Source organism: Bacillus changyiensis, assembly GCF_027706145.1.
GTDB classification, from domain to species: domain Bacteria; phylum Bacillota; class Bacilli; order Bacillales; family Bacillaceae; genus Bacillus; species Bacillus changyiensis.
Map to the genome: position 1 here is coordinate 283,383 of NZ_JAQFWW010000002.1, position 22,658 is coordinate 306,040.

At 38.4% G+C, this 22,658-nt stretch carries 22 protein-coding genes and 1 pseudogene; 5 read left to right on the forward strand and 18 right to left on the reverse strand.

Annotated elements, in window-relative coordinates:
- Positions 1-8: 8 nt before the first annotated feature.
- The 4 genes from PDT38_RS08725 to PDT38_RS08740 form a co-directional block, all read right to left on the reverse strand.
- A complete protein-coding gene (locus PDT38_RS08725; RefSeq protein WP_270800583.1) occupies positions 9-755 on the reverse strand; it encodes an alpha/beta hydrolase in 747 nt (248 codons plus the stop codon).
- Between the two features lie 155 nt (positions 756-910).
- The gene (secG, locus tag PDT38_RS08730) at positions 911-1,144 is read right to left on the reverse strand and encodes a preprotein translocase subunit SecG (RefSeq protein WP_270800585.1); all 234 of its coding nucleotides are present in this window, start codon (positions 1,142-1,144) and stop codon (positions 911-913) included.
- 109 nt (positions 1,145-1,253) lie between these two features.
- Positions 1,254-1,559: an AbrB/MazE/SpoVT family DNA-binding domain-containing protein gene (locus PDT38_RS08735; RefSeq protein ID WP_172297909.1), complete on the reverse strand. Its 306-nt coding sequence runs from the start codon at positions 1,557-1,559 to the stop codon at positions 1,254-1,256.
- Between the two features lie 15 nt (positions 1,560-1,574).
- The gene (locus PDT38_RS08740) at positions 1,575-1,760 is read right to left on the reverse strand and encodes a helix-turn-helix transcriptional regulator (protein ID WP_270801702.1); all 186 of its coding nucleotides are present in this window, start codon (positions 1,758-1,760) and stop codon (positions 1,575-1,577) included.
- A gap of 202 nt (positions 1,761-1,962) precedes the next feature.
- Between PDT38_RS08740 and PDT38_RS08745 the strand changes: the two genes are divergently transcribed.
- The 3 genes from PDT38_RS08745 to PDT38_RS08755 all read left to right on the forward strand — a co-directional run bounded on the left by PDT38_RS08745 (position 1,963) and on the right by PDT38_RS08755 (position 4,777).
- Positions 1,963-2,367, forward strand: coding sequence for a helix-turn-helix domain-containing protein (locus PDT38_RS08745; RefSeq protein ID WP_270800588.1), 405 nt, complete (start codon positions 1,963-1,965; stop codon positions 2,365-2,367).
- A gap of 630 nt (positions 2,368-2,997) precedes the next feature.
- Positions 2,998-3,390: a helix-turn-helix domain-containing protein gene (locus PDT38_RS08750; RefSeq protein ID WP_270800589.1), complete on the forward strand. Its 393-nt coding sequence runs from the start codon at positions 2,998-3,000 to the stop codon at positions 3,388-3,390.
- 616 nt (positions 3,391-4,006) lie between these two features.
- Positions 4,007-4,777, forward strand: coding sequence for a zinc ribbon domain-containing protein (locus PDT38_RS08755; protein ID WP_270800590.1), 771 nt, complete (start codon positions 4,007-4,009; stop codon positions 4,775-4,777).
- A 46-nt stretch (positions 4,778-4,823) separates the two neighbouring features.
- Here PDT38_RS08755 and PDT38_RS08760 read toward each other — a convergent pair whose 3' ends face one another.
- From PDT38_RS08760 to PDT38_RS08780, 5 genes are read right to left on the reverse strand one after another with little or no spacing between them, the layout of a single operon-like run.
- On the reverse strand, positions 4,824-6,005 hold the full coding sequence (locus tag PDT38_RS08760; RefSeq protein ID WP_270800592.1) for an ATP-grasp domain-containing protein: 1,182 nt from the start codon (positions 6,003-6,005) through the stop codon (positions 4,824-4,826).
- Complete coding sequence (locus PDT38_RS08765) at positions 5,971-7,206, reverse strand: MFS transporter (protein WP_270800595.1); 1,236 nt, start codon at positions 7,204-7,206, stop codon at positions 5,971-5,973. Before PDT38_RS08765 ends, PDT38_RS08760 begins: the two co-directional genes overlap by 35 nt.
- Positions 7,203-8,402 carry an ATP-grasp domain-containing protein gene (locus tag PDT38_RS08770; protein ID WP_270800597.1) on the reverse strand — a complete coding sequence of 400 codons (1,200 nt, stop codon included), beginning with the start codon at positions 8,400-8,402 and terminating at the stop codon, positions 7,203-7,205. Before PDT38_RS08770 ends, PDT38_RS08765 begins: the two co-directional genes overlap by 4 nt.
- A 33-nt stretch (positions 8,403-8,435) precedes the next feature.
- Positions 8,436-9,341 carry an ATP-grasp domain-containing protein gene (locus PDT38_RS08775; RefSeq protein WP_270800599.1) on the reverse strand — a complete coding sequence of 302 codons (906 nt, stop codon included), beginning with the start codon at positions 9,339-9,341 and terminating at the stop codon, positions 8,436-8,438.
- Between the two features lie 27 nt (positions 9,342-9,368).
- Complete coding sequence (locus PDT38_RS08780) at positions 9,369-10,481, reverse strand: PLP-dependent cysteine synthase family protein (protein ID WP_270800602.1); 1,113 nt, start codon at positions 10,479-10,481, stop codon at positions 9,369-9,371.
- 418 nt (positions 10,482-10,899) lie between these two features.
- Between PDT38_RS08780 and PDT38_RS19420 the strand changes: the two are divergent.
- Together PDT38_RS19420 and PDT38_RS19425 are read left to right on the forward strand one after the other, a co-directional pair.
- Positions 10,900-11,865, forward strand: a pseudogene (locus tag PDT38_RS19420) (PDC sensor domain-containing protein); the annotation flags it as partial.
- 123 nt (positions 11,866-11,988) lie between these two features.
- Positions 11,989-12,807 carry a methyl-accepting chemotaxis protein gene (locus PDT38_RS19425; protein ID WP_394356258.1) on the forward strand — a complete coding sequence of 273 codons (819 nt, stop codon included), beginning with the start codon at positions 11,989-11,991 and terminating at the stop codon, positions 12,805-12,807.
- Positions 12,808-13,164: 357 nt separating this feature from the next.
- Here PDT38_RS19425 and PDT38_RS08790 read toward each other — a convergent pair whose 3' ends face one another.
- The 9 genes from PDT38_RS08790 to lacD all read right to left on the reverse strand — a co-directional run bounded on the left by PDT38_RS08790 (position 13,165) and on the right by lacD (position 22,654).
- Positions 13,165-13,326 carry a hypothetical protein gene (locus PDT38_RS08790; RefSeq protein WP_270800606.1) on the reverse strand — a complete coding sequence of 54 codons (162 nt, stop codon included), beginning with the start codon at positions 13,324-13,326 and terminating at the stop codon, positions 13,165-13,167.
- Between the two features lie 94 nt (positions 13,327-13,420).
- Entirely contained in the window at positions 13,421-14,713 is a 1,293-nt protein-coding gene (gene eno, locus PDT38_RS08795; RefSeq protein ID WP_270800607.1) for a phosphopyruvate hydratase, read from the reverse strand.
- 24 nt (positions 14,714-14,737) lie between these two features.
- Positions 14,738-16,273, reverse strand: a complete 1,536-nt coding sequence (gene gpmI / locus PDT38_RS08800; protein ID WP_270800610.1) for a 2,3-bisphosphoglycerate-independent phosphoglycerate mutase — start codon at positions 16,271-16,273, stop codon at positions 14,738-14,740.
- Positions 16,266-17,027: a triose-phosphate isomerase gene (gene tpiA, locus PDT38_RS08805; RefSeq protein WP_270800612.1), complete on the reverse strand. Its 762-nt coding sequence runs from the start codon at positions 17,025-17,027 to the stop codon at positions 16,266-16,268. The genes gpmI and tpiA overlap by 8 nt, the downstream gene beginning before the upstream one ends.
- A 31-nt stretch (positions 17,028-17,058) precedes the next feature.
- Complete coding sequence (locus tag PDT38_RS08810) at positions 17,059-18,243, reverse strand: phosphoglycerate kinase (RefSeq protein ID WP_270800613.1); 1,185 nt, start codon at positions 18,241-18,243, stop codon at positions 17,059-17,061.
- Positions 18,244-18,383: 140 nt separating this feature from the next.
- On the reverse strand, positions 18,384-19,391 hold the full coding sequence (gene gap, locus PDT38_RS08815; protein ID WP_270800615.1) for a type I glyceraldehyde-3-phosphate dehydrogenase: 1,008 nt from the start codon (positions 19,389-19,391) through the stop codon (positions 18,384-18,386).
- 35 nt (positions 19,392-19,426) lie between these two features.
- Positions 19,427-20,467 (reverse strand): sugar-binding transcriptional regulator, encoded by a 1,041-nt coding sequence (locus PDT38_RS08820; RefSeq protein WP_270800616.1) that lies wholly within the window; start codon positions 20,465-20,467, stop codon positions 19,427-19,429.
- Positions 20,468-20,747: 280 nt separating this feature from the next.
- Positions 20,748-21,497, reverse strand: a complete 750-nt coding sequence (locus PDT38_RS08825) for a DeoR/GlpR family DNA-binding transcription regulator (protein ID WP_270800618.1) — start codon at positions 21,495-21,497, stop codon at positions 20,748-20,750.
- A 146-nt stretch (positions 21,498-21,643) separates the two neighbouring features.
- Positions 21,644-22,654, reverse strand: a complete 1,011-nt coding sequence (gene lacD, locus PDT38_RS08830; RefSeq protein ID WP_270800620.1) for a tagatose-bisphosphate aldolase — start codon at positions 22,652-22,654, stop codon at positions 21,644-21,646.
- Positions 22,655-22,658: the final 4 nt, after the last annotated feature.

The following is a 22,658-nucleotide window of genomic DNA, read 5'->3' on the forward strand; positions in this document are numbered from 1 at the left end:
AGACCTCCTTATGACTGCCAATTCAATGTTTCTAAAAACTGATAAATATCCTCGTGTAATGTTTCCCGCTCTTGATCCAAGGTGATGGCATGCCCTGACTTCTCATACCATTTCAATTTTTTATCATCTGTTTCAACTGCATGATAAATGATGTTTGCACTATCCGGATTAATCATCTCATCGTGGCGAGCCTGAACTACAAATGTCGGTGTATAAATCATATCCACATGCTCTCTAACATCGGCAATCAGCTCCTGTAAAGCCTTCAAAGTATTCATCGGCTTTCTCTTGAACTCTTCCATTTCTGCCTCTATCAATGGTTGTGACTTTCCTTCAAACTTTTTATAGTTACGAGCATAATCAAGCACACCTTGATACATTGTCTCTTCACTTTTTATATACACCGGCGCACACATTGGAATAATTCCCTTTACGGGTACAGTGTAACCCAATTTTAATGAAAAAACCCCTCCCAGTGACAGACCGCATACCGCAATCTGTTCATACCCTTCAGACTTTAAGTATTCATAACCGCTAATAACATCTTTCCACCAATCTTCAGGCCCTGTATGTATGAGTTCTTCAGGGGGCACTCCATGACCTTGATACTGTGGAGCATGACAAGTATAATCCCTTTCATTTAAATACCTTCCGAGCATTCTCACATCTGCTGTGTTCCCCGTAAAGCCATGTAAAAGAAGAACAGCTTTTTTTCCCGCTTTAAATGTGAAAGGTTGTGGTTTAACAATTTTCATCAGTCCATGATCCCCTTTTCATCTTTATGTTTCCACATTTTTTCTTAAAACAAACTTATAAAAAGAAAGTGCCAGCGCTAAATCCGCAGCACAGGAAAATCAAGTAAATGCGAAAGAGGCCTGACTTTAACAATCAGACCTCATACTTCCTCGTCTTATACACCCAGATAGGCAAGCGCAATTGTTAAGAGAAAGAAAAGCACTGTCAAAACAACCGTGATACGGTGAAGAATTAAGTCCAGCCCTCTCGCTTTCTGTTTCCCAAACAGTTGTTCAGCTCCCCCAGAAATTGCACCTGATAATCCCGCACTCTTGCTCGATTGTAGCAAAACAACGATAATAAGTGTGATGCTGACAATCACTAATAAAACCATTAAAAGTGTGTGCATTTCTTCTTACACCTCCAGACAAACTGGCTGACAATAGTTTCATTTTACATGAAAAGCAAACGTATGTCACGAGACGATTTCAGTGTTTTGTTTTTTCTAGGGCATAAGCTCAGAGATTTTTATGTATGTGTTGGTTTTTTCTTGTTAATGCTTCCACCATATCTTCCAAAAGGATCTCTGCACCGCGTGGACTGAGAATGATTTTACCGCCAGCATATGTTTTATTTTGTGTCGTGATCTCACCAGTCATGATACACGCCATGTTCGCCGCGTATTTGGTAAGGATAATGTTTTCACCGTCAGTATGAATCTCCAGTGGATCTTTCTCATTGATATTTAGTATTTTTCGCATCTCAACCGGTAGAACCACTCTACCAAGCTCATCAATTCTTCGAACGATTCCTGTATTTTTCATGTTGAAATCCTCCTTCTATTGACTTTTGTCAACATCTTTATAGTAAAAGAGATCTTCAAATTTTTTATCAAAGTAGAGAATCATTTTACCGATAACAAGTTGTCCAGGCCTCCTTTCACCGTTTAAAACTCTGCTCAATGTCGCCGGGGATACACCGATTTCGAGAGCAAGCTGGTTTAAGGAAAGATTGTGTTCGACCATATACTGAAGGACAAAATCTCTTTTGATATGAATCTTTTTAACCAAGTTCCTTCTCACCTTTCCATTTATATAATTCTTTTTTTCTACCTATGAACATATATGATTTGTTAACTTTTGTCAATACTTTTTGCATCCAGATGTTTCCTGTAGTCAATGTTCGTAATAAAATATTGTTTAGTAATAGATTGTGAGGTTTTTAATCATGACAAAATTCGGAAATCATTTGAGACAATTGCGAGAGCGAAAAAAACTAACCGTGAATCAGCTTGCCATGTATTCTGGTGTAAGTTCTGCAGGCATTTCAAGAATTGAAAATGGGAAGCGCGGGGTACCGAAGCCAGCAACGATCCGTAAGCTTGCTGACGCTTTAAAAATTCCGTATGAGGAATTGATGGCCTCAGCTGGTTACATTAACGCCTCCACAATAAAGGAATCAAACAGCAGCTATGACTCTATTTATGATATTGCTTCTCAACATGGCTTAGAAGACCTAACCTTGTTTGAAAGTGAAAGATGGAAAATACTTACTAAAGAGGATATTGAAAACTTGGACAAATATTTTAATTTTTTAGTGCAAGAAGCAAGTAAACGAAACAGAGACTCCTAATCGAACATTCCGCCAGTGAACGATCAGGACTTATGCTTCGCTTAAGAGGCATCTTTCAAACAGAAGTAGACGACTAACAGCGGTTTCTCGTATAATCCCAATCATTCACCCAGTTAACTAGAGGCACTGTTACTTGATTCGATCACCTGAGCATAAGGTTATCATCCTTCTCATTTTGAAACTCCTAAGTCGTTCTACAATACAAGATTCACCTGCTTTCTATTTTTGCTTGTTGAATTCTAATGGAGCACTAGCAGTTGTCAAAATAAAATTTTTTAGTCTATCATGTCCCTTATGATGGCTAAGTTGTATCGAAAGGTCTGGTAGTTCGGATACTTCTAACAAATGTTTGTTTTTTTTTTGCGTATAAAACTCAGAATACTGAATGATGATGCAATCTCATCTCATTTAAATAGGACCAGATTTGTTCAAAAGCAAAAGAACAGGCGATTCATCACACCACCTCCAGAAGTGGGCAATTTCTCGCCGATGAAGTTAAAATGAAATCACTTATCTGGTTGCTATTTTACTCCTCGTGTTAACTTTTGTCAATATTTTTCCCCTCTTACTATTTCCTTTAGTCAACATTTGTATTAAAATGTGAGTAGAAAGGATTGTGAGGTGAAGGAGATGACTGTGTTTGGGAAAAAGCTTAAACAACTACGAGAACAAAAAAGACTATCGATTAATCAGCTTGCCTTGTCTGCAGATGTGAGTGCTGCGACGATTTCTAGAATTGAAAATGGCCATCGTGGCGTCCCAAAGCCAGCGACAATCAGAAAATTGGCAGATGCCCTAAACATATCGTATGAACAGTTAATGGAGATCGCTGGCTATATGACCATAGACAAAATTCATGAATCATCTGAACGATATCAAACGATGAATGACATTGTTGCAACATATGAGACAGAAAATTTGTGGTTGTTTGATCCAAGCAAATGGGAGTTATTGTCTAACAACGATATTTTGAATTTGGAGCAATATTTTAAATTTTTGGTGTGTGAGGCGAAGAAACGTTAAAAAGCCGAATTTCTTTTGAAGGATATTCGGCTTTTTATGGAATCACTGTCGATGCTTCTTGGGAAAAAACTGCGTCATAATATCAAGCAATCCCCGTACTTCCTTGAGCATAGGCACTCGCAAATATGGCGCGGTTCTTTGCCACATATAACATGATTTCACGACCCTTCACCCAATCTAGTCAATTCAGAAAAATCTATGACTTCTGTCTTTGTTTAACAAATAGTTTCCAACTACATAAAAACATCATGAATGTGAGTGAGTGCTATCCCACATACAACACTTACCCATAAAACTCGATTATATAAAAGAAATCCCACTACTTCTGTTGTCATTCCTCTCAATTGCCTGATTGACATACTTATAGCAATAACGGTAGCTGTCCCCATCCACAACACAATCCTTTTTTGCACCTGATACAACAAATAAAAACACTATTTCTAAAAAATATGTTTTCTGGATAAAAATCCGTAAAAACATGTGATGCACACAATGAATTATAAAATGATTCATACTTTTCGACTATTTTTAAAAGCTAAAATCTATTTTACATTCAATATCAATTTCATTTATAATAGATTTTTGTTGTATTTAACTTAAAAGGAGACTCTATGTTATGACATGTTCGAAGTGTGGTCATCAAACAGGTGGCGGAAAATTTTGTGAGAATTGTGGAACAAGCCTTCTGGAAGATGGGGAGAGCAACAATTCTTCAATGGAAAATAAACAATCTGAGGTGCAAAAGTATTTAAAAACAACTAAAAAAACTTTGTCTGCCTATTTTTCATTTTTCGTAAGGGTATTAAAGCGACCGTATGTAGAATTTAAGAATGCAGGCGAGCAACAGATACTGTATAGTATAATAACAATGGCACTTTTTGCTTTAGTTATTCCGTTGATATTTTATTTTGCTCTATTTAATTCTTTCAATGAATTAGGAGAATTCGCCAGTGAAGTTAGACCTTCATTTTTAGATATTGTGATGAAATCTGCCTTCACGATCACTAGTTATATTTTCTTAATAGTTATCTTTACATATGCGGGTTTACGAATTCAAAAAATTCCAGCCTCGTTTAAGGCAGTTCTGGGGCGTTTCGGAACTCTGCTCATTCCTTTCTTACCACCACTACTGATTGCTTTGATTGCATCTATGGTTAAAAGCGATCTATTTGATATCATTTTATTCTTTAGTGTTTGCGGTATCGCGTTTGTGATTCCACCAGCAGTATTATACATTTATCGTGAAGAAAGAAAAGGTGCTGTCGATTTTATATACGCAATACTTTTCGTTTACTTGCTAGCATTTATTTCTTACGAGTTGTTTGACTACGCAATTACAAAATACATTATAAATATAGTGAAATCTACAATCGATTCACTATTTTAAAAGAAAAGCCTTTTTCCAAATGGGGAAAAAGGCTTTTTATACATTTTTATTTTTTTGTCGTCACCTTCAGAGTCGATTTCACTTTCAAAATCAGACGGTCTAGCTCTTCTTGTGTCTTGGCGTATAATATAATATTACCATGTCTGTTTGTGGAATCAGTCGGTGTTTGAAGTACATCTCCTTCTTTAACCGGTAGCTGAAAGTTCTCGATATTCGTCATCTGTTTGAGTTCCTCCACACCATCGATTTGTGTCACTTTTCCTTCCGGGAAAAAGAAAAACTGGTTGGAGGCCATCAATTGATAGTTTAACTTTTCTGGAAATAGCTCGATTTTATACAAATCATAGAGAAACAAAGCATAAAACATACTTGTTCCAGTTGCGATCCGTACGAGATCAGTAATCCCATCTCCGCCTGGTCTGACATGTGTTTCAACGATTTTAGGTCCGGATTTCGTCAAGATGACTTCCGTATGGGACAAACCGGTCTCAAGTTCAACAATATCTAGTACAGATTGGACAATCTCAACAATTTCAGCTTGTTGGTCTGGCACATATGGGACGATGTGAGCTGTTTCAATAAAATGTGGACTGCCTGTTGTATACTTTTCTGTCATGGCGATGACTTTATGTTTCCCTGCAAAGCTGATCGCTTCTACACTGATTTCTTTTCCTTCCAAAAATTCTTCGCAAATATAGACATCCTCACCAGTAAACTGCTGATGTACCGCCTCTAAATCTTGTTTGGAAGTGATTTTTGAGACATTCATGCTAGCGGCTCCACTTACAGGTTTGATGATAAATGGATAGTTTGAATGTTCAGCCGCTTTCAACAGTTCTTCAAAAGAAGAGACCGTATCAAAAAAGACGTAGTGTTGATCATGCTGATTTAATATGTTTCGCATCGTTTGTTTATTCGTTGCCTTCTCAACTGCGCTCAATCCGACCCCTTCAATATTCAGTGATGCCGACAAAAACGATGCTAGTTTAACAGAATATTCACCAAATCCGTAAATTCGGAAGAGCGGCGTTTGCTCGTGAATACTTTTAGTATAATGAAGAGATTTAGCATAATTCGTCCAATCAAATACAAACACTTCATCAGCCAACTCTGCTATTTTATCTGTCATTTGATTGTTAGTCATATAGACAATGATCGATTGGTAGCCCGCTTTACGCGCATCTTCTATAACATTAATTCTCGGACTTATGAACAGTGCTGTTCTCATAAACTTCCCCCACATTGGTTTGTTTTGTCATTTTTTTCATAGGCCATATCAATGCTATGCCTAGTGCTGCGATACTGACATAAATGAACCATAACCAGTGAATGCCATTGGCCACTCCCCAGTCATATCCATATCCGCCTAGAATACTTCCTAAACCGCCGCCGATCATAAAGCTGAACACAACAAAACCGAGATAGCTACCTAACAGGTGCTGTGGCGCCAGCAATGATGCTATATTATCAATCATCGGCGGTATTAATATTTCCCCTAACGTTAATAGGAATGTAAAGATAATGAGCATATACAGCTCATTTGCTACGGTAAGAGAGGTAAAGGCAAGCGCCATAAAAAACATACCTAACATTAAAACTTGATATTCCTTAAATTTATTTTGGAAAAATACCATAATAGGATATTGTAAAAAAATCATCAGTACGCCATTAAAAGAAAAAATCAAGCTGACATACTCAGGTTTACCAAGAAAGTCTTTTGTGTACAGTGGAATACTCAAATTAAATTGCATGTACAAAAAGTAAAACAAGCTAACAGCAAACGTTAAATAGACAATCTGTTTGTCTCGAAAAATGTTTAACATATTTGTAAATGAAACACCGGCTTGCGTTTTTTCCTTGAGCTGAACACCCATTGTTTTTTTCATGATGATTAAGACCATGAGATGAGAAATAGCTGCAAAAATAAAAATGATTTGAATATTTAAAAGATAAAGCATACCACCAATTAAAGGTCCAAGCGCCCCGCCAAAATTGACAGCGGTATTTCGCAAAGCAAAAACAGCACTTCTAATGGACTCGTTTCCAAAAGCCAACACCACTTTTAATGAGGGTGTGATCAGTGCTCCACCAAAACCAACTAAGATTGTCGAAAAGAAAATGAGCGGTTTGTTAAAGGAAAAAATAAACAAACCGTATCCTAGACTTCTGATCACAAGCCCGATCATACAGATCATTTTTGTACCGAAACGATCACCTAAAAATCCGCCAAAAAACGTAAAGCCCTGCTGACTGAAAGAAAACAGCAACAGGACATATCCGATAAAAGCTGTTGAATAGCCTAAATCAGATAAATAAATCGAAATGTAAGGCATGAACATAAACGTACCTAAACTGCTAATGATAATACCAACTAAAGCGGTTTTCGATAATGAGGTCATCTGTTTGTATGTATGAATTAACGATTTCAATGATGCTCACTGCTCCCAGCTGACCATTTGAACTGGCTTCTCATCCAAGCATCCAGCTTATTCAACCTGTACTGTAAAACCTGTTCATTGTCACCTTCAATCATAAATCCTGCCGCTTTATCTATACTTCTTCGCGGATTGGTAAAGTCAGATCCCAGTTCACTTTTGTCATAAATCTTGACCCAGTCAAAAGGAACTTTCTCAGGTCTATCAAGTAATTTTCCCTGATAAGGTGGTATGAGTAAAAAGCCGTGTAAATCGGTTTCAGCTTTTAGCTCTCCTCTCATATTTAAACCACACTGACTTCTAAGCCATTCTGTTTTGAGATTGATACCATAGGTTGCTTCTACAGCCTGGAGAATATAACCTCCTCCATATCTTGAAGCAATCTCACAAAATACGAGTTCCCCGCTGTCATGTTCTCTGAATACCTCGCCATGATAGACGACATGTTCTGGACAATCAAACGAGGTCAACAGCTTTTGAAAAAACGAGTAAACTTCTTGAAACTCACCGCTTTTTTGAGAAAGCTGAAAGCTTCCTAGACTTGCATTTGTTTTAAATGCCATACACCCATTCCAATATTTTGAGATGCTAATCAACACTTCCTTACCGTCTACGTACAATCCATCAATATGGTACATCTCACCATCAATAAACGTTTCAACTTCATATGAATATTTTAATTTTTGTCTTGAAAATTCTTTAATGTCATTTTCATTCCGAATGACGAAAATATCTCTTGAAGCCCCTTGGTCAACAGGTTTAACAATGAGCGGATAACCGTGCTCATCCGCAAATTCATAAACATCAAAAATGGATTGGATCTCTCGAAACAAAGGAGTGCGAACAGATTGTCTCGCATGCTCTTTCATGATTGTTTTATGGCGAAAAGATAACGCACTCTGTTCAGCTTGTCCAGGAATTCCAAAACGATCCCTCATTCTTCCGGCTCTGACCATGTCATACTCATCATGGGCAATCAGCGAGTCAAATTGATAATACTTTGTTAATTCCCTGATTCGGCTTTCAGCACATTCATTTTCACTGATCGCTTCAATTTCTTCATAGTATTGAAATTTGTGATTGTTGTTTAACTTTGGTGTTGTCAATACAACCATTTCGCTTAATTTCTCTGGAGCGATTTCTTCTAAATTTAAATGTTGATCATATGAATTCAAAACCAAAATTGACATTTCTTCACCCCATCAAATTTCCCTTTCTTTCTATTATATGACATGTTCTGTTTTTTTCATTTCTTTTATCATCATTTTGGCAATTGCTTTTTCATTTACAGCTGTTGCTTCAGGCATAAACTGTCGTAAATTGAAATTCGGGCATGTGTTCACTTCCAATACTTTATATCCTTCTGAAGGATCTTCTAAAATATCAATTCCAGCAATTCTGGCTCCCATCGCTTTTGCTGCCCTTTCTGCCAACTGCGCAAGTTCGGGATCGATATTGTGAATAAGAACCGGTTTACCTCCTCTGACAACATTTGTCACCCACTCGCCTTCAGGTGTATATTTGTAAAATGCAGAAGTTGTTTGGAAATCGATGCATATCACTCGAATATCCCTGTCAGGTTTTTCTGTATAAGGCTGTGCATAATAATGTTCATTGTATTGCGCAAACGTTCTTGCCAAATCTTTTAAGAGTCCGGGTGAATCTACTTTAATGACAGCTTGTCCGCCTGCACTGACAATTTGTTTATGGACGAGCGGAAAAGAAAGTTTGTCTGTCCAATGCCCCACATCTCTTTCAGAAAATCCGCTGATCACTGGAAAGTGAGGAATACCTTCTCGATGAAGCGCTTCAGAGTTTAAATATTTATTTTGTCCGCAAAAAAGTGTTTCAGCTTTATTAATCACTGGGATACCACTTCTTTCAAATGCATACAGCAAATTCATACCCATTTTTAAAATATCTTCAAATACCCAGCCCAATACGAGAGCCGGTTTAATTTCCTGTTGTCCAATGAAAAAGCGATTTTCTTTTTCTTGAAAAATAGATGTGATATCTTTAGGATTTGCTCTTACTGTTTCGACTCCATATTCCTTTAAAGCAACAGCTAAAGCATCATGATCCTTATGATCTTCTTCATTACCTAAAATAAGCACAAACTGATCTAACATCGAAATCTCTCCTTTTCTAGTAAACGTTTACACATACTCTTTTATATGGTCAATACTGCCGCGCTCAAATAGCAGCTGTTTACTTGGTGATTCAAGCGTATCAATTAAATACGGCTTATAATTAGCGACTTTTGTTGGTTGTTGGGAATATACTGTCAGTTGCTTCACTTTTTTCAGCAACGTTTCTGGGTCAGCTTTTAGGTTCAAGTGTTGAGAATTCATCCAATCGTCATTGTAAATTGTGTTCAAATAACGTTCCCCACTGTCAGATGCAAGACAAAGCACATTCTTCATTCCTTCAGTCTCAGCAACCTTTAATGCAGCCACAAGTGATGCACCAGTACTGCCGCCGACCAAAATACCTTCATGTCTTGCCAATGTCCGGCAAGCAATAAAAGCAGACTCATCAGGAACTTTATATATTTCATCAATTAAATCAATGTTTTCAATGTTTGTGGGTGTCCAGCTCAGCCCCATCCCTGGTAATAAATAGCCATGTTCATCACCACTGAAAATCGATGATCCGATGGCGTCAACCACAACAATTTTCGTTTTGGAGTCGTGTTCCTTGAAGTATCGTGAAATTCCACCAGTCTGTCCACCTGTTGAAACAGCAAGAACGATTGCATCTAGTCCATCTGGAAATTGGCTAGCAATTTCCGGGGCCGTTATATTGTAATGGGCATCCGCATTGGTCGGATTGAAACATTGGTCAGGACGAAATGAATTTGGAATGTCTCGGTGCAGCTCATTTGCCAATTTGATCCGAGTTTTATGATATGAACCACTATCATCTTTTTCTTGAACGACGATGACCTCTGCTCCATATGCTTTTAACATATTCAGATTGGCCTGTGTCGTTTTCGGATCAACTAAAATCAGCACGTGATATCCTTTGGCAGCGCCAATCATTGCAAGGGATATCCCAAAATTGCCTGAAGATGATTCAATGATCGTGTCTCCGGGTTTCAACTTACCCATTTTTTCAGCCTGTTCAATCATATAAAGTGCAGGACGGTCTTTAATACTGCCAGCAGGATTTCCTCTTTCAATTTTGAGATGCAGATTTGCATGCTTTCCTTTAATATTTTGCAGTGTAATACAAGGTGTATTTCCCACTAAATCTGTAACATGTGCCATTTTTAAGCCTCCGTTTCTTATTGAAATCCAGATCAAACAGCTCGTTAAATGATTGAACACATGCTTTTTTTCTTCAAGAAACCACTCCTCTCGAGCATTTATTCAATTATATAACATATTTCTTTAAAAAAAGACCAACGTTGTCAATTTTGAACATAAATTCCTATTAAAATGATTAAAACCACTTTCCCCCTTAAAAGAGGGTTTATTATCCAGTTAAAATATGACAGATGATGACGATAACTATCTTAACAAGCATTAAGGAGGGTTATCGTTGAAGATTTTAGCCTTTAAAAACTGGCCTATACTCTTGAAAATTATGATCTTAATACCTATTATTACAGTCCTTTTATCTGTGATGATGGTCATCAACTATAAAAATTCTGCCGATCAGTTAAACACAATGATTACTAAGCAAATGGACGAAACGCTTTCTAAAACAATTGAACAAATTGACACAAGTCTTACGACACATGAACGAAATCTTACAGCAGTCAAAGCATTAACAGAGGCAAAACAAACACCATTAAGCCGAAAAGAGTATAGTCAATTTTTTCAGAATATACTACCTGCCAATAAACAAACTTATGGGATAGGTATTTGGTATGAACCTTACATGCACAGCAAGAAAGAAAAATTTGTTGCTCCTTATGTATATAAAGATGGTGACCAGCTCGTTTATACAAGAGATTATGAAAAAGCTTCATATAATTATCTCAACCAAGACTGGTATAAAAATTCAATTAATACAGATCAAACCGTTTGGTCAGCACCATATTATGATGAGACATTGAAGCAAACCTTCATTACGACATCTTTATCATTTAAAGATCATAAAGGAAATGCTAGCGGTGTTGTGACAAGTGACTTTGTTTTAGAGTCAATTCAGGAGCTTGTCTCAGATATTAAGGTTCAAAAGACCGGATATGCGGTCTTAGTCAATGAAAATGGAACATATTTATCAAATCCTGATAAAGAGAAAAGATTAAAAGAAACGATTTCTTCAGATCTTGTCACATCTGAACAATGGGAAAATATGAAGAATGGACAACAACACAAAGTTCAGACTTCCATCGATGGAAAGACATATGAACTATATTACGACAAATTGCCAAAAACAAATTGGAAAGTCGTTCTTATCGCTCCATATGATGAGCTTTACAGTTCACTTTCCACATTGATCAAGCAGCTTATTATGCTTAGTCTGGTCACTATTATTGTGATGATCGCTGTTATATTTTTGCTAGGAAGAAAAGTATCTAAAGATACAAAAGTGATCAACGGCTATTTGAAACACTTATCAACAGGTGATTTGACGCATCGTGCAGAGGTAAATTCAAAAGATGAATTCGGTCAAATGGCAGAATTTTATAATCAATCTGCATCTGCATTGCAAACAATGATGACCGATGTTTCTTCAAGCTCAGAAACAGTTGCTTCAACAGCAGAAGAGCTGTCCGCTAGCTCTGAAGAAATTTCTTCAGCAATCCATGAAACAGCAAATGCCATGCAAGAGGTGGCAAATGATGCCGGTTCGCAAAGATCTCTTTCACTGGAAATGTCTAAAACAAGTGAAACACTGCTAAGCGAAATGAGCAAAATGTCTGAAGCAATTGTCCAAGTGAGCAAAAAAGCCGCTCACTCAACCGAACTTGCAAATGAAGGTAGTGCAACAGTTCAAGAGGTCATCCAAGATATTTCTAACTTGCATACGAAAATTACAGAAACAGCAGAAAAAATTCAATTACTTGAACAAAAATCAGCTGACATTAACCAAATGGCCAGCCTAATCTCAAGTATTTCTGAACAAACGAATTTGCTCGCCTTAAACGCAGCGATTGAAGCTGCAAGAGCAGGTGAATCTGGAAAAGGTTTTGCCGTCGTTGCCGAGGAAGTGCGTAAACTAGCAGAAGAAACAAAAATGGCTTCCACGGAAATTACAACCACCATCGAATCTATTAAAGATGAAATTTCCCACTCAGTAGAATCGATGAAAGATAGCCAGCAAGCGGCACATACTGGTATTGCTAAAGTTAGACAAACAGGTGAGTCATTTACGAGTATTTATCAATCGATTCATGACGTGACAGCTAATATTCAGAATGTGACAAATGACATCCAAAAAGTCTCGCACAACACAAAACAGATGCGTGATATTGCTCAGCAAGTGCAAGACTTCTCGGTCAAGACAAGTGAGCGGATCAATCACTCATCAGCGTTATCAGAAGAACAATCATCGATTACAGCAGAAATTGCCAAAGCATCTGAAGATTTGGCCTACATGGCGCAAAACCTTCAAGAAAAAATTACGCAATTTAACGTGTAATTTTAACAAACACTCGCTTTTCAACAAAAGAAAAGCGAGTGTATTGTTTTTAACCACCCTCTCTTATAAGGCAGAGCAGGGAAATGGCATACACAACTTTGAACCAGCATCTCGATCATGTTGTGATGGCAAACAGGACAAGTCCATTCTCAAATGATTCATCTCTAGATATATAGAGTGAAATCGATGACTCCACAAATAGATACCCTACGAAAAGGCCGTTTGGTAATCAATTTTGCTGATCGGGTCAGAGAGCGTTTGGCATCTTGCTTCTTATGATTGCGGCACTGTAAAAAGCATGAATGTAAGCATTAGACCAATTAATCGTTTGTTTGCTTGATAAGTCCTGTTTGACTATTATTCCTTTGATTTAGAGAATTTTGTTGAATAACCAGCTGCCAATAAAAAAAGAATCGCGAGAATATAGGCTACTACCCCTTGATTAAAAATAAAAATGGCAATTAGATGAGATACTATTGCTAAAAATAGAAAGAGAAAGGTATAGATATTGAAACGCATTAGAAACCTCTCCTTTTATTGAGTGTATTTACCATTTTATCATCTGTAAACAAAAAAATGCTTGGCTGCAAGATAGCAGCCAAGCATTTTTTTATTACTTGCTCAAGTTGTAGAAAGAGTTGATTCCGTTGAATTGAGCAGTTTCTCCCAATTGATCTTCGATGCGAAGTAATTGGTTGTATTTTGCCACACGGTCTGTACGTGATGGCGCACCAGTTTTGATTTGACCAGCGTTTGTTGCAACTGCGATATCAGCGATTGTGCTGTCTTCTGTTTCACCTGAACGGTGAGAGATGACTGCAGTGTATCCTGCGCGTTTTGCCATTTCGATTGCATCGAAAGTTTCAGTCAATGTACCGATTTGGTTCACTTTGATCAGGATAGAGTTGCCAACTCCGTTTTTGATACCTTCAGCAAGCTTTTTCGTGTTTGTTACGAAAAGGTCGTCACCGACAAGCTGAACTTTTGAACCAAGACGTTCAGTTAGAAGTTTGTGACCTTCCCAGTCGTTTTCATCAAGACCATCTTCAATAGAGATGATTGGGTATTTAGAAACCATTTCTTCATACCAGTCAACCATTTCAGCAGAAGTTTTCACAACGCCTTCGCCAGAAAGGTGGTATTTACCGTCTTCTTTGTTGTAGAATTCAGAAGATGCTGCATCCATTGCTAATCTTACTTGTTCACCAGGTTTGAATCCTGCTTTTTCAATGGCTTCAACGATTGTTTGAAGAGCTTCTTCGTTTGAGCCAAGGTTTGGAGCGAATCCACCTTCATCACCTACAGCTGTGTTCATACCTTTAGAAGAAAGAACTGATTTCAGGCTGTGGAAAATTTGTGCTCCCATACGAAGCGCTTCACGGAAGTTTTCAGCTCCAACAGGCATGATCATGAATTCTTGAATGTCAACGTTGTTATCTGCATGCTCCCCACCGTTAACGATGTTCATCATTGGTACAGGAAGTGTTTTAGAGTTGAATCCTCCAAGATATTGATAAAGAGGAACTTGTAAGAAATCAGCAGCAGCGCGAGCACAAGCCATTGATACACCAAGGATTGCGTTAGCACCTAGTTTACCTTTGTTTTCAGTTCCATCAAGTTCGATTAACAATTTATCGATCGCTACTTGTTCAGTAACATCAAAGCCAAGAAGCTCAGGAGAAATAATTTCGTTTACGTTGTTAACAGCAGTTAACACACCTTTTCCAAGGTAACGATCTTTATCACCATCACGAAGCTCAACTGCTTCATATTCACCAGTAGAAGCACCGCTTGGAACAAGTGCGCGGCCAAAAGCTCCTGATTCAGTGTAAACTTCAACTTCAACGGTTGGGTTACCGCGGGAATCTAATACTTCACGTGCATAAACATCAACAATATGTGGCATGTTTGTTTCTCTCCTTTAATATCGTTATTTTTGAATTAATGAAGTTCCTGTCATTTCTTTCGGTTTCGCAACTTCGAGTAAATCTAAAAGAGTTGGTGCTAAATCTCCAAGGATTCCGCCTTCTCTAAGTGTTACATCTTCTTTAGTCACGATAACTGGAACAGGATTTGTTGTATGTGCAGTATGCGGTTCTCCTGCTTCTGTAATCAGGACGTCCGCATTACCATGGTCAGCCGTAATAATTGCATATCCGCCTTTAGCAAGAATCGCATCAACGACTTCGCCTAGACATTCGTCAACGGCTTCAATCGCTTTGATCGTCGGCTCCACTTTACCGGAATGACCAACCATATCAGGGTTGGCAAAGTTCAAGATGATCGCGTTATGTTTTTCATCCTCAATTTCTTTTACAAGTGCGTCTTTTACTTCATAAGCACTCATTTCAGGTTTTAAGTCATATGTCGCGACCTTCGGTGAATCGATTAAAATTCGCTCTTCACCAGGGAATTTCTCTTCACGTCCGCCACTCATAAAGAATGTAACGTGCGGATATTTTTCAGTTTCAGCAATTCTAAGCTGCTTTAAGTCGTTTTGTGATAACACTTCACCGATCGTATTATCGAGATTTACCGGCTTAAATGCAACATAGCCGTCAACCGTTTCACTAAAATGAGTTAAGCAGACGAAATGAAGGTTTTTCGGATGCTTGTCACCGCGATCAAAGTCACGGAAATCTTTATTTGTGAACGTGTTGGAAATTTGAATTGCACGGTCAGGTCTGAAATTATAGAAAATCACTGCATCATTGTCTTGAATAGTGGCAACAGGCTCACCATTTTCTTTTGTTATAACAGATGGGATGACGAACTCATCATGAATTCCGTTTGCATATGAATCCTTTACAACATCAAGCGGATTTTGATAAGAAGGGCCTTCTCCATATGCCATCGCACGGTACGCTTTTTCAACACGATCCCAACGTTTGTCGCGATCCATTGAGTAGTAGCGACCAGAAATTGTGGCAATTTCGCCTACACCGATCTCTTCTATTTGTTCTTGCAGTGCTTTAATATATTTCTCAGCTGTTTGCGGACCCACATCACGTCCGTCAAGAAAACCGTGAATATAGACATTTTGTACGCCTTCTTTTTTGGCAAGCTTTAGGAGTGCATACAAATGATGAATATGACTGTGAACACCGCCATCAGACAACAGTCCAAACAGGTGAAGGTTTGTGCCGTTTTCCTTCGCATGTTTCATCGCTTCAAGAAACGTTTCATTTTTCTCAAATTCACCTTCACGAATGGCTACGTTCACACGTGTCAAACTTTGATAAACGATCCGGCCGGCCCCGATGTTTAAGTGACCCACTTCTGAATTCCCCATTTGACCTTCAGGAAGACCAACCGCTTCTCCTGAAGCTGTCAACATTTGATGCGGGTATTTGTTCCAATAGCGGTCAAAGTTTGGTTTATTCGCTTGGGCAACTGCGTTTCCGACTGTTTCGTTTCTTAATCCAAACCCATCTAAAATGATGAGTGCGGCTAGTTTTTTACTCATATTGACCTGCCTCCAGTAGTTGAACGAAAGACTGCGGGTCTAAGCTTGCGCCACCAACCAAAGCACCATCGATATCAGACTGGGCCATGTATTCTTTAATGTTTGCAGGTTTTACGCTGCCACCATACTGGATTCGAACAGTGTTAGCAGTAGCTTGATCGAATTCAGCAGAAACGGTTTGACGGATGTGAGCACATACTTCATTTGCATCTTGAGCTGTTGAAGATTTGCCTGTTCCGATCGCCCAGATTGGCTCATATGCGATAACTGATGCCGAAACTTGTTCTTTCGTTAAACCAGCAAGTGCTTTTTTGACTTGGTCTGCTACAAGCTCGTTTGTTTTGTTTGCTTCGCGTTCTTCAAGTGTTTCACCAACACAGATAATCGGCACAATGCCATATTTGAATGCAGCATGCGCTTTTTTGTTAACTGTTTCATCTGTTTCAGCAAACATTTCGCGACGCTCAGAGTGACCGATCACACAATAGCCAACTCCAAGATCTTTCAAAGCAGCAGGACTGATTTCTCCAGTGAAGGCACCATTTTCCTCGAAGTGCATGTTTTGCGCGCCGACTTTCAGGTCAGTGCCCTTTACAGCTGATGTTAGCTTTTCAAGGAATAATGCTGGTGCACAGACAACAGCTTCCGCTTTATCTGCTGCAGGAATAGCAGATTTTACTTCTTCGACAAAGCTGACAGCTTCAGAAAGCAATTTATTCATCTTCCAGTTACCAGCTATAATTGGTTTTCTCATGTGCTCCACTCCTTATGCAGTGTTTTTTTACTTATTTATCGTTTAATGCTTTGACACCTGGAAGTACTTTGCCTTCCATGAATTCTAGTGAAGCTCCTCCACCTGTTGAAATATGGCTCATTTTATCAGCAAGACCAAATTTTTCAACGGCAGCCGCAGAGTCTCCTCCACCGATCACAGAGTATGTATCTGTTGCCTCTGCTAAAGCTTCAGCTACTGCTTTTGTTCCCTTAGAAAACGCATCGATTTCAAAGACACCCATCGGTCCGTTCCAAACAACAAGCTTACTGTTTTTAATGACATCTGCATACGTTTTGCTTGTTTCTGTTCCGATGTCAAGTCCTTCCCAATCACTTGGGATCTCACTGACAGGCACAATTTTCGTATTGGCGTCAGCTGCAAATTTATCAGCAACTAGGGTATCTGTTGGCATATAGAAGTTTACACCTTTTTCTTTCGCCCGATCCATGAAAGTCTTAGCCAACTCGATTTTGTCTTCTTCAAGCAAGGAATTTCCAATTTCATGTCCTTGTGCTTTAACGAAAGTATAAGCAAGGCCACCACCGATAATGAGATTATCTACTTTATCAAGAAGACTTTCGATTACACCGATTTTGTCTTTTACTTTCGCTCCGCCGATAATTGCTGTAAATGGACGTTCAGGGTTTGATAATGCTTTACCAAGTACTTCAAGCTCTTTTTCCATCAGGAAGCCCGCTACAGCTGGAAGATGCTCAGCAATGCCTGCAGTAGAAGCATGAGCACGGTGAGCCGCTCCAAATGCATCATTCACATAAACATCCGCTAAATCAGCAAATGCTTTTGCAAGTTCAGGATCATTTTTTTCTTCTCCTGGGTAGAAACGGACGTTTTCTAAAACAAGAATGTCGCCATCTTTCATTTCAGAAATTTGCGCTTTTACAGCGTCACCATAAGCTTCATCCGCTTTTTTTACATCTTTGCCTAGCAATTCTCCAAGACGAGTTGCAACAGGTGTTAAGCGAAGTTCTTCAGAAACTTGGCCTTTTGGACGACCTAAGTGACTCGCAAGAAGGACTTTTGCTCCCTGCTCTGTTAAATATTGTATGGTCGGAATTGCAGCACGGATTCTTGTCTCATCTGTCACCTTACCATCTTTCATTGGCACGTTAAAGTCAACACGACAAAAAACAACACGGCCTTTTACATCAATGTCTTTTACTGATTTTTTATTCATGACTTCAGGAGATCCTCCTTTAATTGCTTTTGATGATGCTATACGTTGAAAAAAGGGAAAGGGAGTGTGTATCCCCTTCCCCTGTCCGCTTTCATTATAGCGTTTCTCTTACTTTTAGAACCAAATCTGATCCTTTTGAATTAAAGACCTTTTTTAGCAATGTAAGCAGCAAGGTCAACGACACGGTGAGAATATCCGCTTTCGTTGTCATACCAAGAGATAACTTTAACCATGTTGCCTTCCATAACCATTGTAGAAAGTGCATCAACAGTTGAAGAGTTTGCATTACCATTATAATCTTTAGAAACTAAAGGCTCTTCACTGTATCCAAGAACACCGTTCAATTCGCCTTGAGCTGCTTCTTTAAGTGCTGCATTTACTTCTTCAACAGTTGTGTTTTTGTCAAGTTCAGCAACTAAGTCAACAAGTGATACGTTTGGAGTTGGAACACGCATTGCTCCACCGTTTAATTTACCTTTAAGTTCAGGTAATACAAGAGAAACGGCTTTCGCTGCACCTGTAGTTGTTGGAATGATGCTTTCAGCTGCTGCACGTGCACGACGGTAATCTTTGTGTGGAAGATCAAGGATTTGTTGGTCGTTTGTGTAAGAGTGAACAGTTGTCATCATACCACGTTTAATTCCGAATTTATCGTTAAGTACTTTTGCAAACGGTGCAAGGCAGTTTGTTGTACAAGATGCGTTAGAGATAACTTGATGGTTAGCTGCATCATATTTATCTTCGTTAACACCCATAACGATTGTGATATCTTCTTCACTTGCAGGAGCTGAAATGATAACTTTTTTCGCACCAGCTTCTAAGTGTTTTGCTGCATCTGCACGTTTTGTGAAGAAACCAGTTGATTCAACAACGATTTCAACACCTTGTTTTCCCCAGCTTAATTTAGAAGGGTCGCGTTCAGCTGTTACTTCGATAGTGTGACCGTTAACGACAAGGTTATTACCGTCAACAGAAACTTTTGCATCTAATTTTCCATGTACTGAATCATATTGTAATAGGTGAGCAAGCATTTTAGCGTCTGTTAAATCGTTAACTGCTACTACCTCAACTTCAGGATTATTTAACGCTGCACGGAATACGTTGCGTCCAATACGTCCAAAACCATTAATACCGACTTTTACTGCCATGATGATTTCCTCCTTTAAGTAAATGAAAGAATTTTTTATTTTATATTGAGGGAAGAAACTTCCCTTAATAACTGTTTTGCGGCTCCCTCGTCAGTGACAAGAACCGTATTGCGGGGTTTTTTAAAGTAGGCTTCTATTGCTTCCGCTTTTGATGAGCCACCAGCCACTGCAATGATATTTGGGATCGAATCAAGATCCTCAAGCTGAATACCAACACTGTGCACTTTATGAACAACCTCTCCATTGCTATCAAAGTAATAGCCGAATGCCTCTGCAACAGCCTCTTTTTCTTCTATCTTCTTTAAACCTTCCTCAGGTGTATTTCTTCGTTTCGCCATAGTTGTAGCATCCCCGATACCATGGATCACCATACTGGACGATTGAATAATTTCTAATAGTTCTTTTATGGAAGGCTCTTCAATGATAGATGAATATGCTTCTTTGCTCAACTCACCCGGCACAAATAACAACTTGTATGTACCGGAAGCTTTTTCAGCCATATGCGCACAAATCGTATTCGCCTGATTCCTGACATTTTCACCAAGTCCGCCCCTTGCAGGAACAAACAGAAATTTACGGTCTTTTGAGTCAGGCGTCATCATGTCAGCGACGGCTTCGAGAGTTGTCCCACCTGTTACAGCGACGATATTTTCCCCTTGAAACCTTTTTTTCATACATGCGACAGCTGCTCTTCCCATTTCTTTTTTAACTAATGGAGAATGATCGCTGTCTCCAGATACAATGATGACTTGTTCTAGATTTAATCTCTTTCTTAACGTATTTTCCAAAACATTTAAACCTAAAACATCTTTCATTGTCTCTTCTAAAATTTTCAGCAGGTCAGATCCTTCTGTCGTGAGTGTCATACCGGTTGTTTTAATCTCTAAAAGATTTTGTTCTTTTAAAAACTGAACCTCCGCCCTTAAAATACGCTCGCTTATTCCGAGACTGGCGGCCAAACTTCTTCTGCCGATCGGTTCAGTCAGCCTTATGTACTGCAAAATTTCATATCTTTTTTGCATGACCTCAAGAAGATCTGGTAATAATTTTTTTTGAGCCTGTATTAGTTGATTCATACTAAAACGGTCCTTTCATCTCGTAGTGGACTAATAATGTCCCACTGTGACTGAAAACGTCCCACCTCAGCCAAAAAAAAATTACTCCTGCTTTCACCTATTATTGTAACAGGGGCATATTTTTTATTCAACTATTTAGCGCCCATTTTTTGAAATATTGACGATCAAGTGTACTTTTTCAGAGAACTTCTATAACTTTTTCATGTCAATCGAGTCGGTCCGCCCAAAGAAAGCGCTGACACGAAGAACAATGATTGCCTTATCTATTTATAGACAATCATCACTTTATGATTTTCGTATATTTACTATAATAGTCTTCAACATGAGAATTCAATTGATGGTCTGTAATGAGTGCTGTAATGTCTCTCACATCATAAAATGTAAAAAATGCTTCTATTGAGAACTTTGTGCTATCAGCAAGGATATAACGATCAATTGTATGATTCAAAACAAGCTGTAAACCGTAACCTTCTTCTTCATTAGCTGTTGTGATGTTTGTTCCAGAAATCCCATTCGTACCAATAAAAGCTTTCTTTACTTTAATTTCAGTTAATAACTTATTTGCAAAATATCCATAAAAAGTTCCGGTTTTTTTACGGTAACGACCACCGGTTAGTATCACTTCAATATTAGGCATATTTTGAACACGTTGAAAAACATTAATAGAATTTGTCACTACATTCACATGTTTATCACCTAAATAATCAAAGATGGAATCGCTTGTTGTTCCGGAACCGATAAAAACAGTATCATGGTCAGAAATGAGATCAGCACAAATCTTACCGATGTGTTTTTTAAATTCAACATTAATATCTTGCTTTTGATTGTGAGATAATTCGATATAATGAGAATCTCTTTTTTTCGCTCCTCCGTGAACACGGATCAACAGTCCGTCATTTTCTAACGCCTGTAAATCTCTGCGAATCGTCATATCTGTTACATCAAGTTGTTTTGCCAATTCTACAACTTCAACCGTCTGATTTTTATCGAGCATAGCAAGAATCGCTCGGTATCTCTCTTCTTTAATCATTTAGACACCTACATTTATTAGCATTGTTAATTGCAATGTACAATAACTGGTATAGTGATGTCAACCTAATAGAGAGCGTATTGTAAGCGGTTTAATTGAAACGAAGTAAAAGACTGCCCCATTCAGCAGTCCTTGTCATCTATTTTTTATTTTACAACAACAGATTCTTTTGTTCCATACTGTGACCACCATGGAGAAGCGGTTTCTTTTAAAACATGATTCAAATTCTTAATATTTTCACGACCGACATTTTTTAACCAGTCTGTCGCTTTTTCTTTGCCAAATTTCGCAAACGGTTCAACGCCATTTCTCCATGTGGCACGACCGCACAATACACCATTAAATGTAGACCCTGCTTCTTTAGCAAATACAAGTGTTTTTTGAAATAACTCTGCTGAAACACCAGCACTTAAGAAAATAAATGGCAATGTGGATACATCTGATTGTTCTTTAAAATAGTGTTTTGCTTCATCCTTTGTATATACAACTTCACCCGTGGTAAAACCTTCGACATAGTTCATATTGACTGGTACTTCTACTTTTAACACATCAACAGCATAACGCGGTTTGCAAAACTCACGAACAGCATCATTCACTTTATGAGGTTTGACCTTAGCATACTCGATACCTTTCACATCATTGTTTTTGGCATCGTAAGAGACAATTTCTAAGAAATACGGTAGATCTTCAGCTATACATTCTGATCCGATTCGTTCTACGAATGCTTGTTTTTGATCATTCGTTTGTTGAGATTCATCTACATCATAATAAAGAAGTAATTTAACGGCATCTGCACCTTTTTCTTTTAAACGTTTAACAGACCAGTTTGGCAGAAGATCCGGGAGACGCCCTTCAATGGAAGCATCATAGCCTGTTTTTTCATAAGCAACAAGCAACCCCGCGTTCTGGTCTCTGTTTTCAGCTGCAGTCCAACCGAATTCTGGATCTAATAGAATAGAAGAAGCATATGGTGTTAGTTCTTTTGAAACAAGTACTTTAAAACGTTCTAAGCTAGATGGGACATGATTCCCTTCATTGTATGAGGCAATCATTTTTTGCAAAGATCCGCGCTGATCAATTGCTAACGCCCCAATAATTCCATTTTCATCAGAAAGTTTTTTTAATCCTTCATATTTACCCTTTGATATATTTAACATGCCA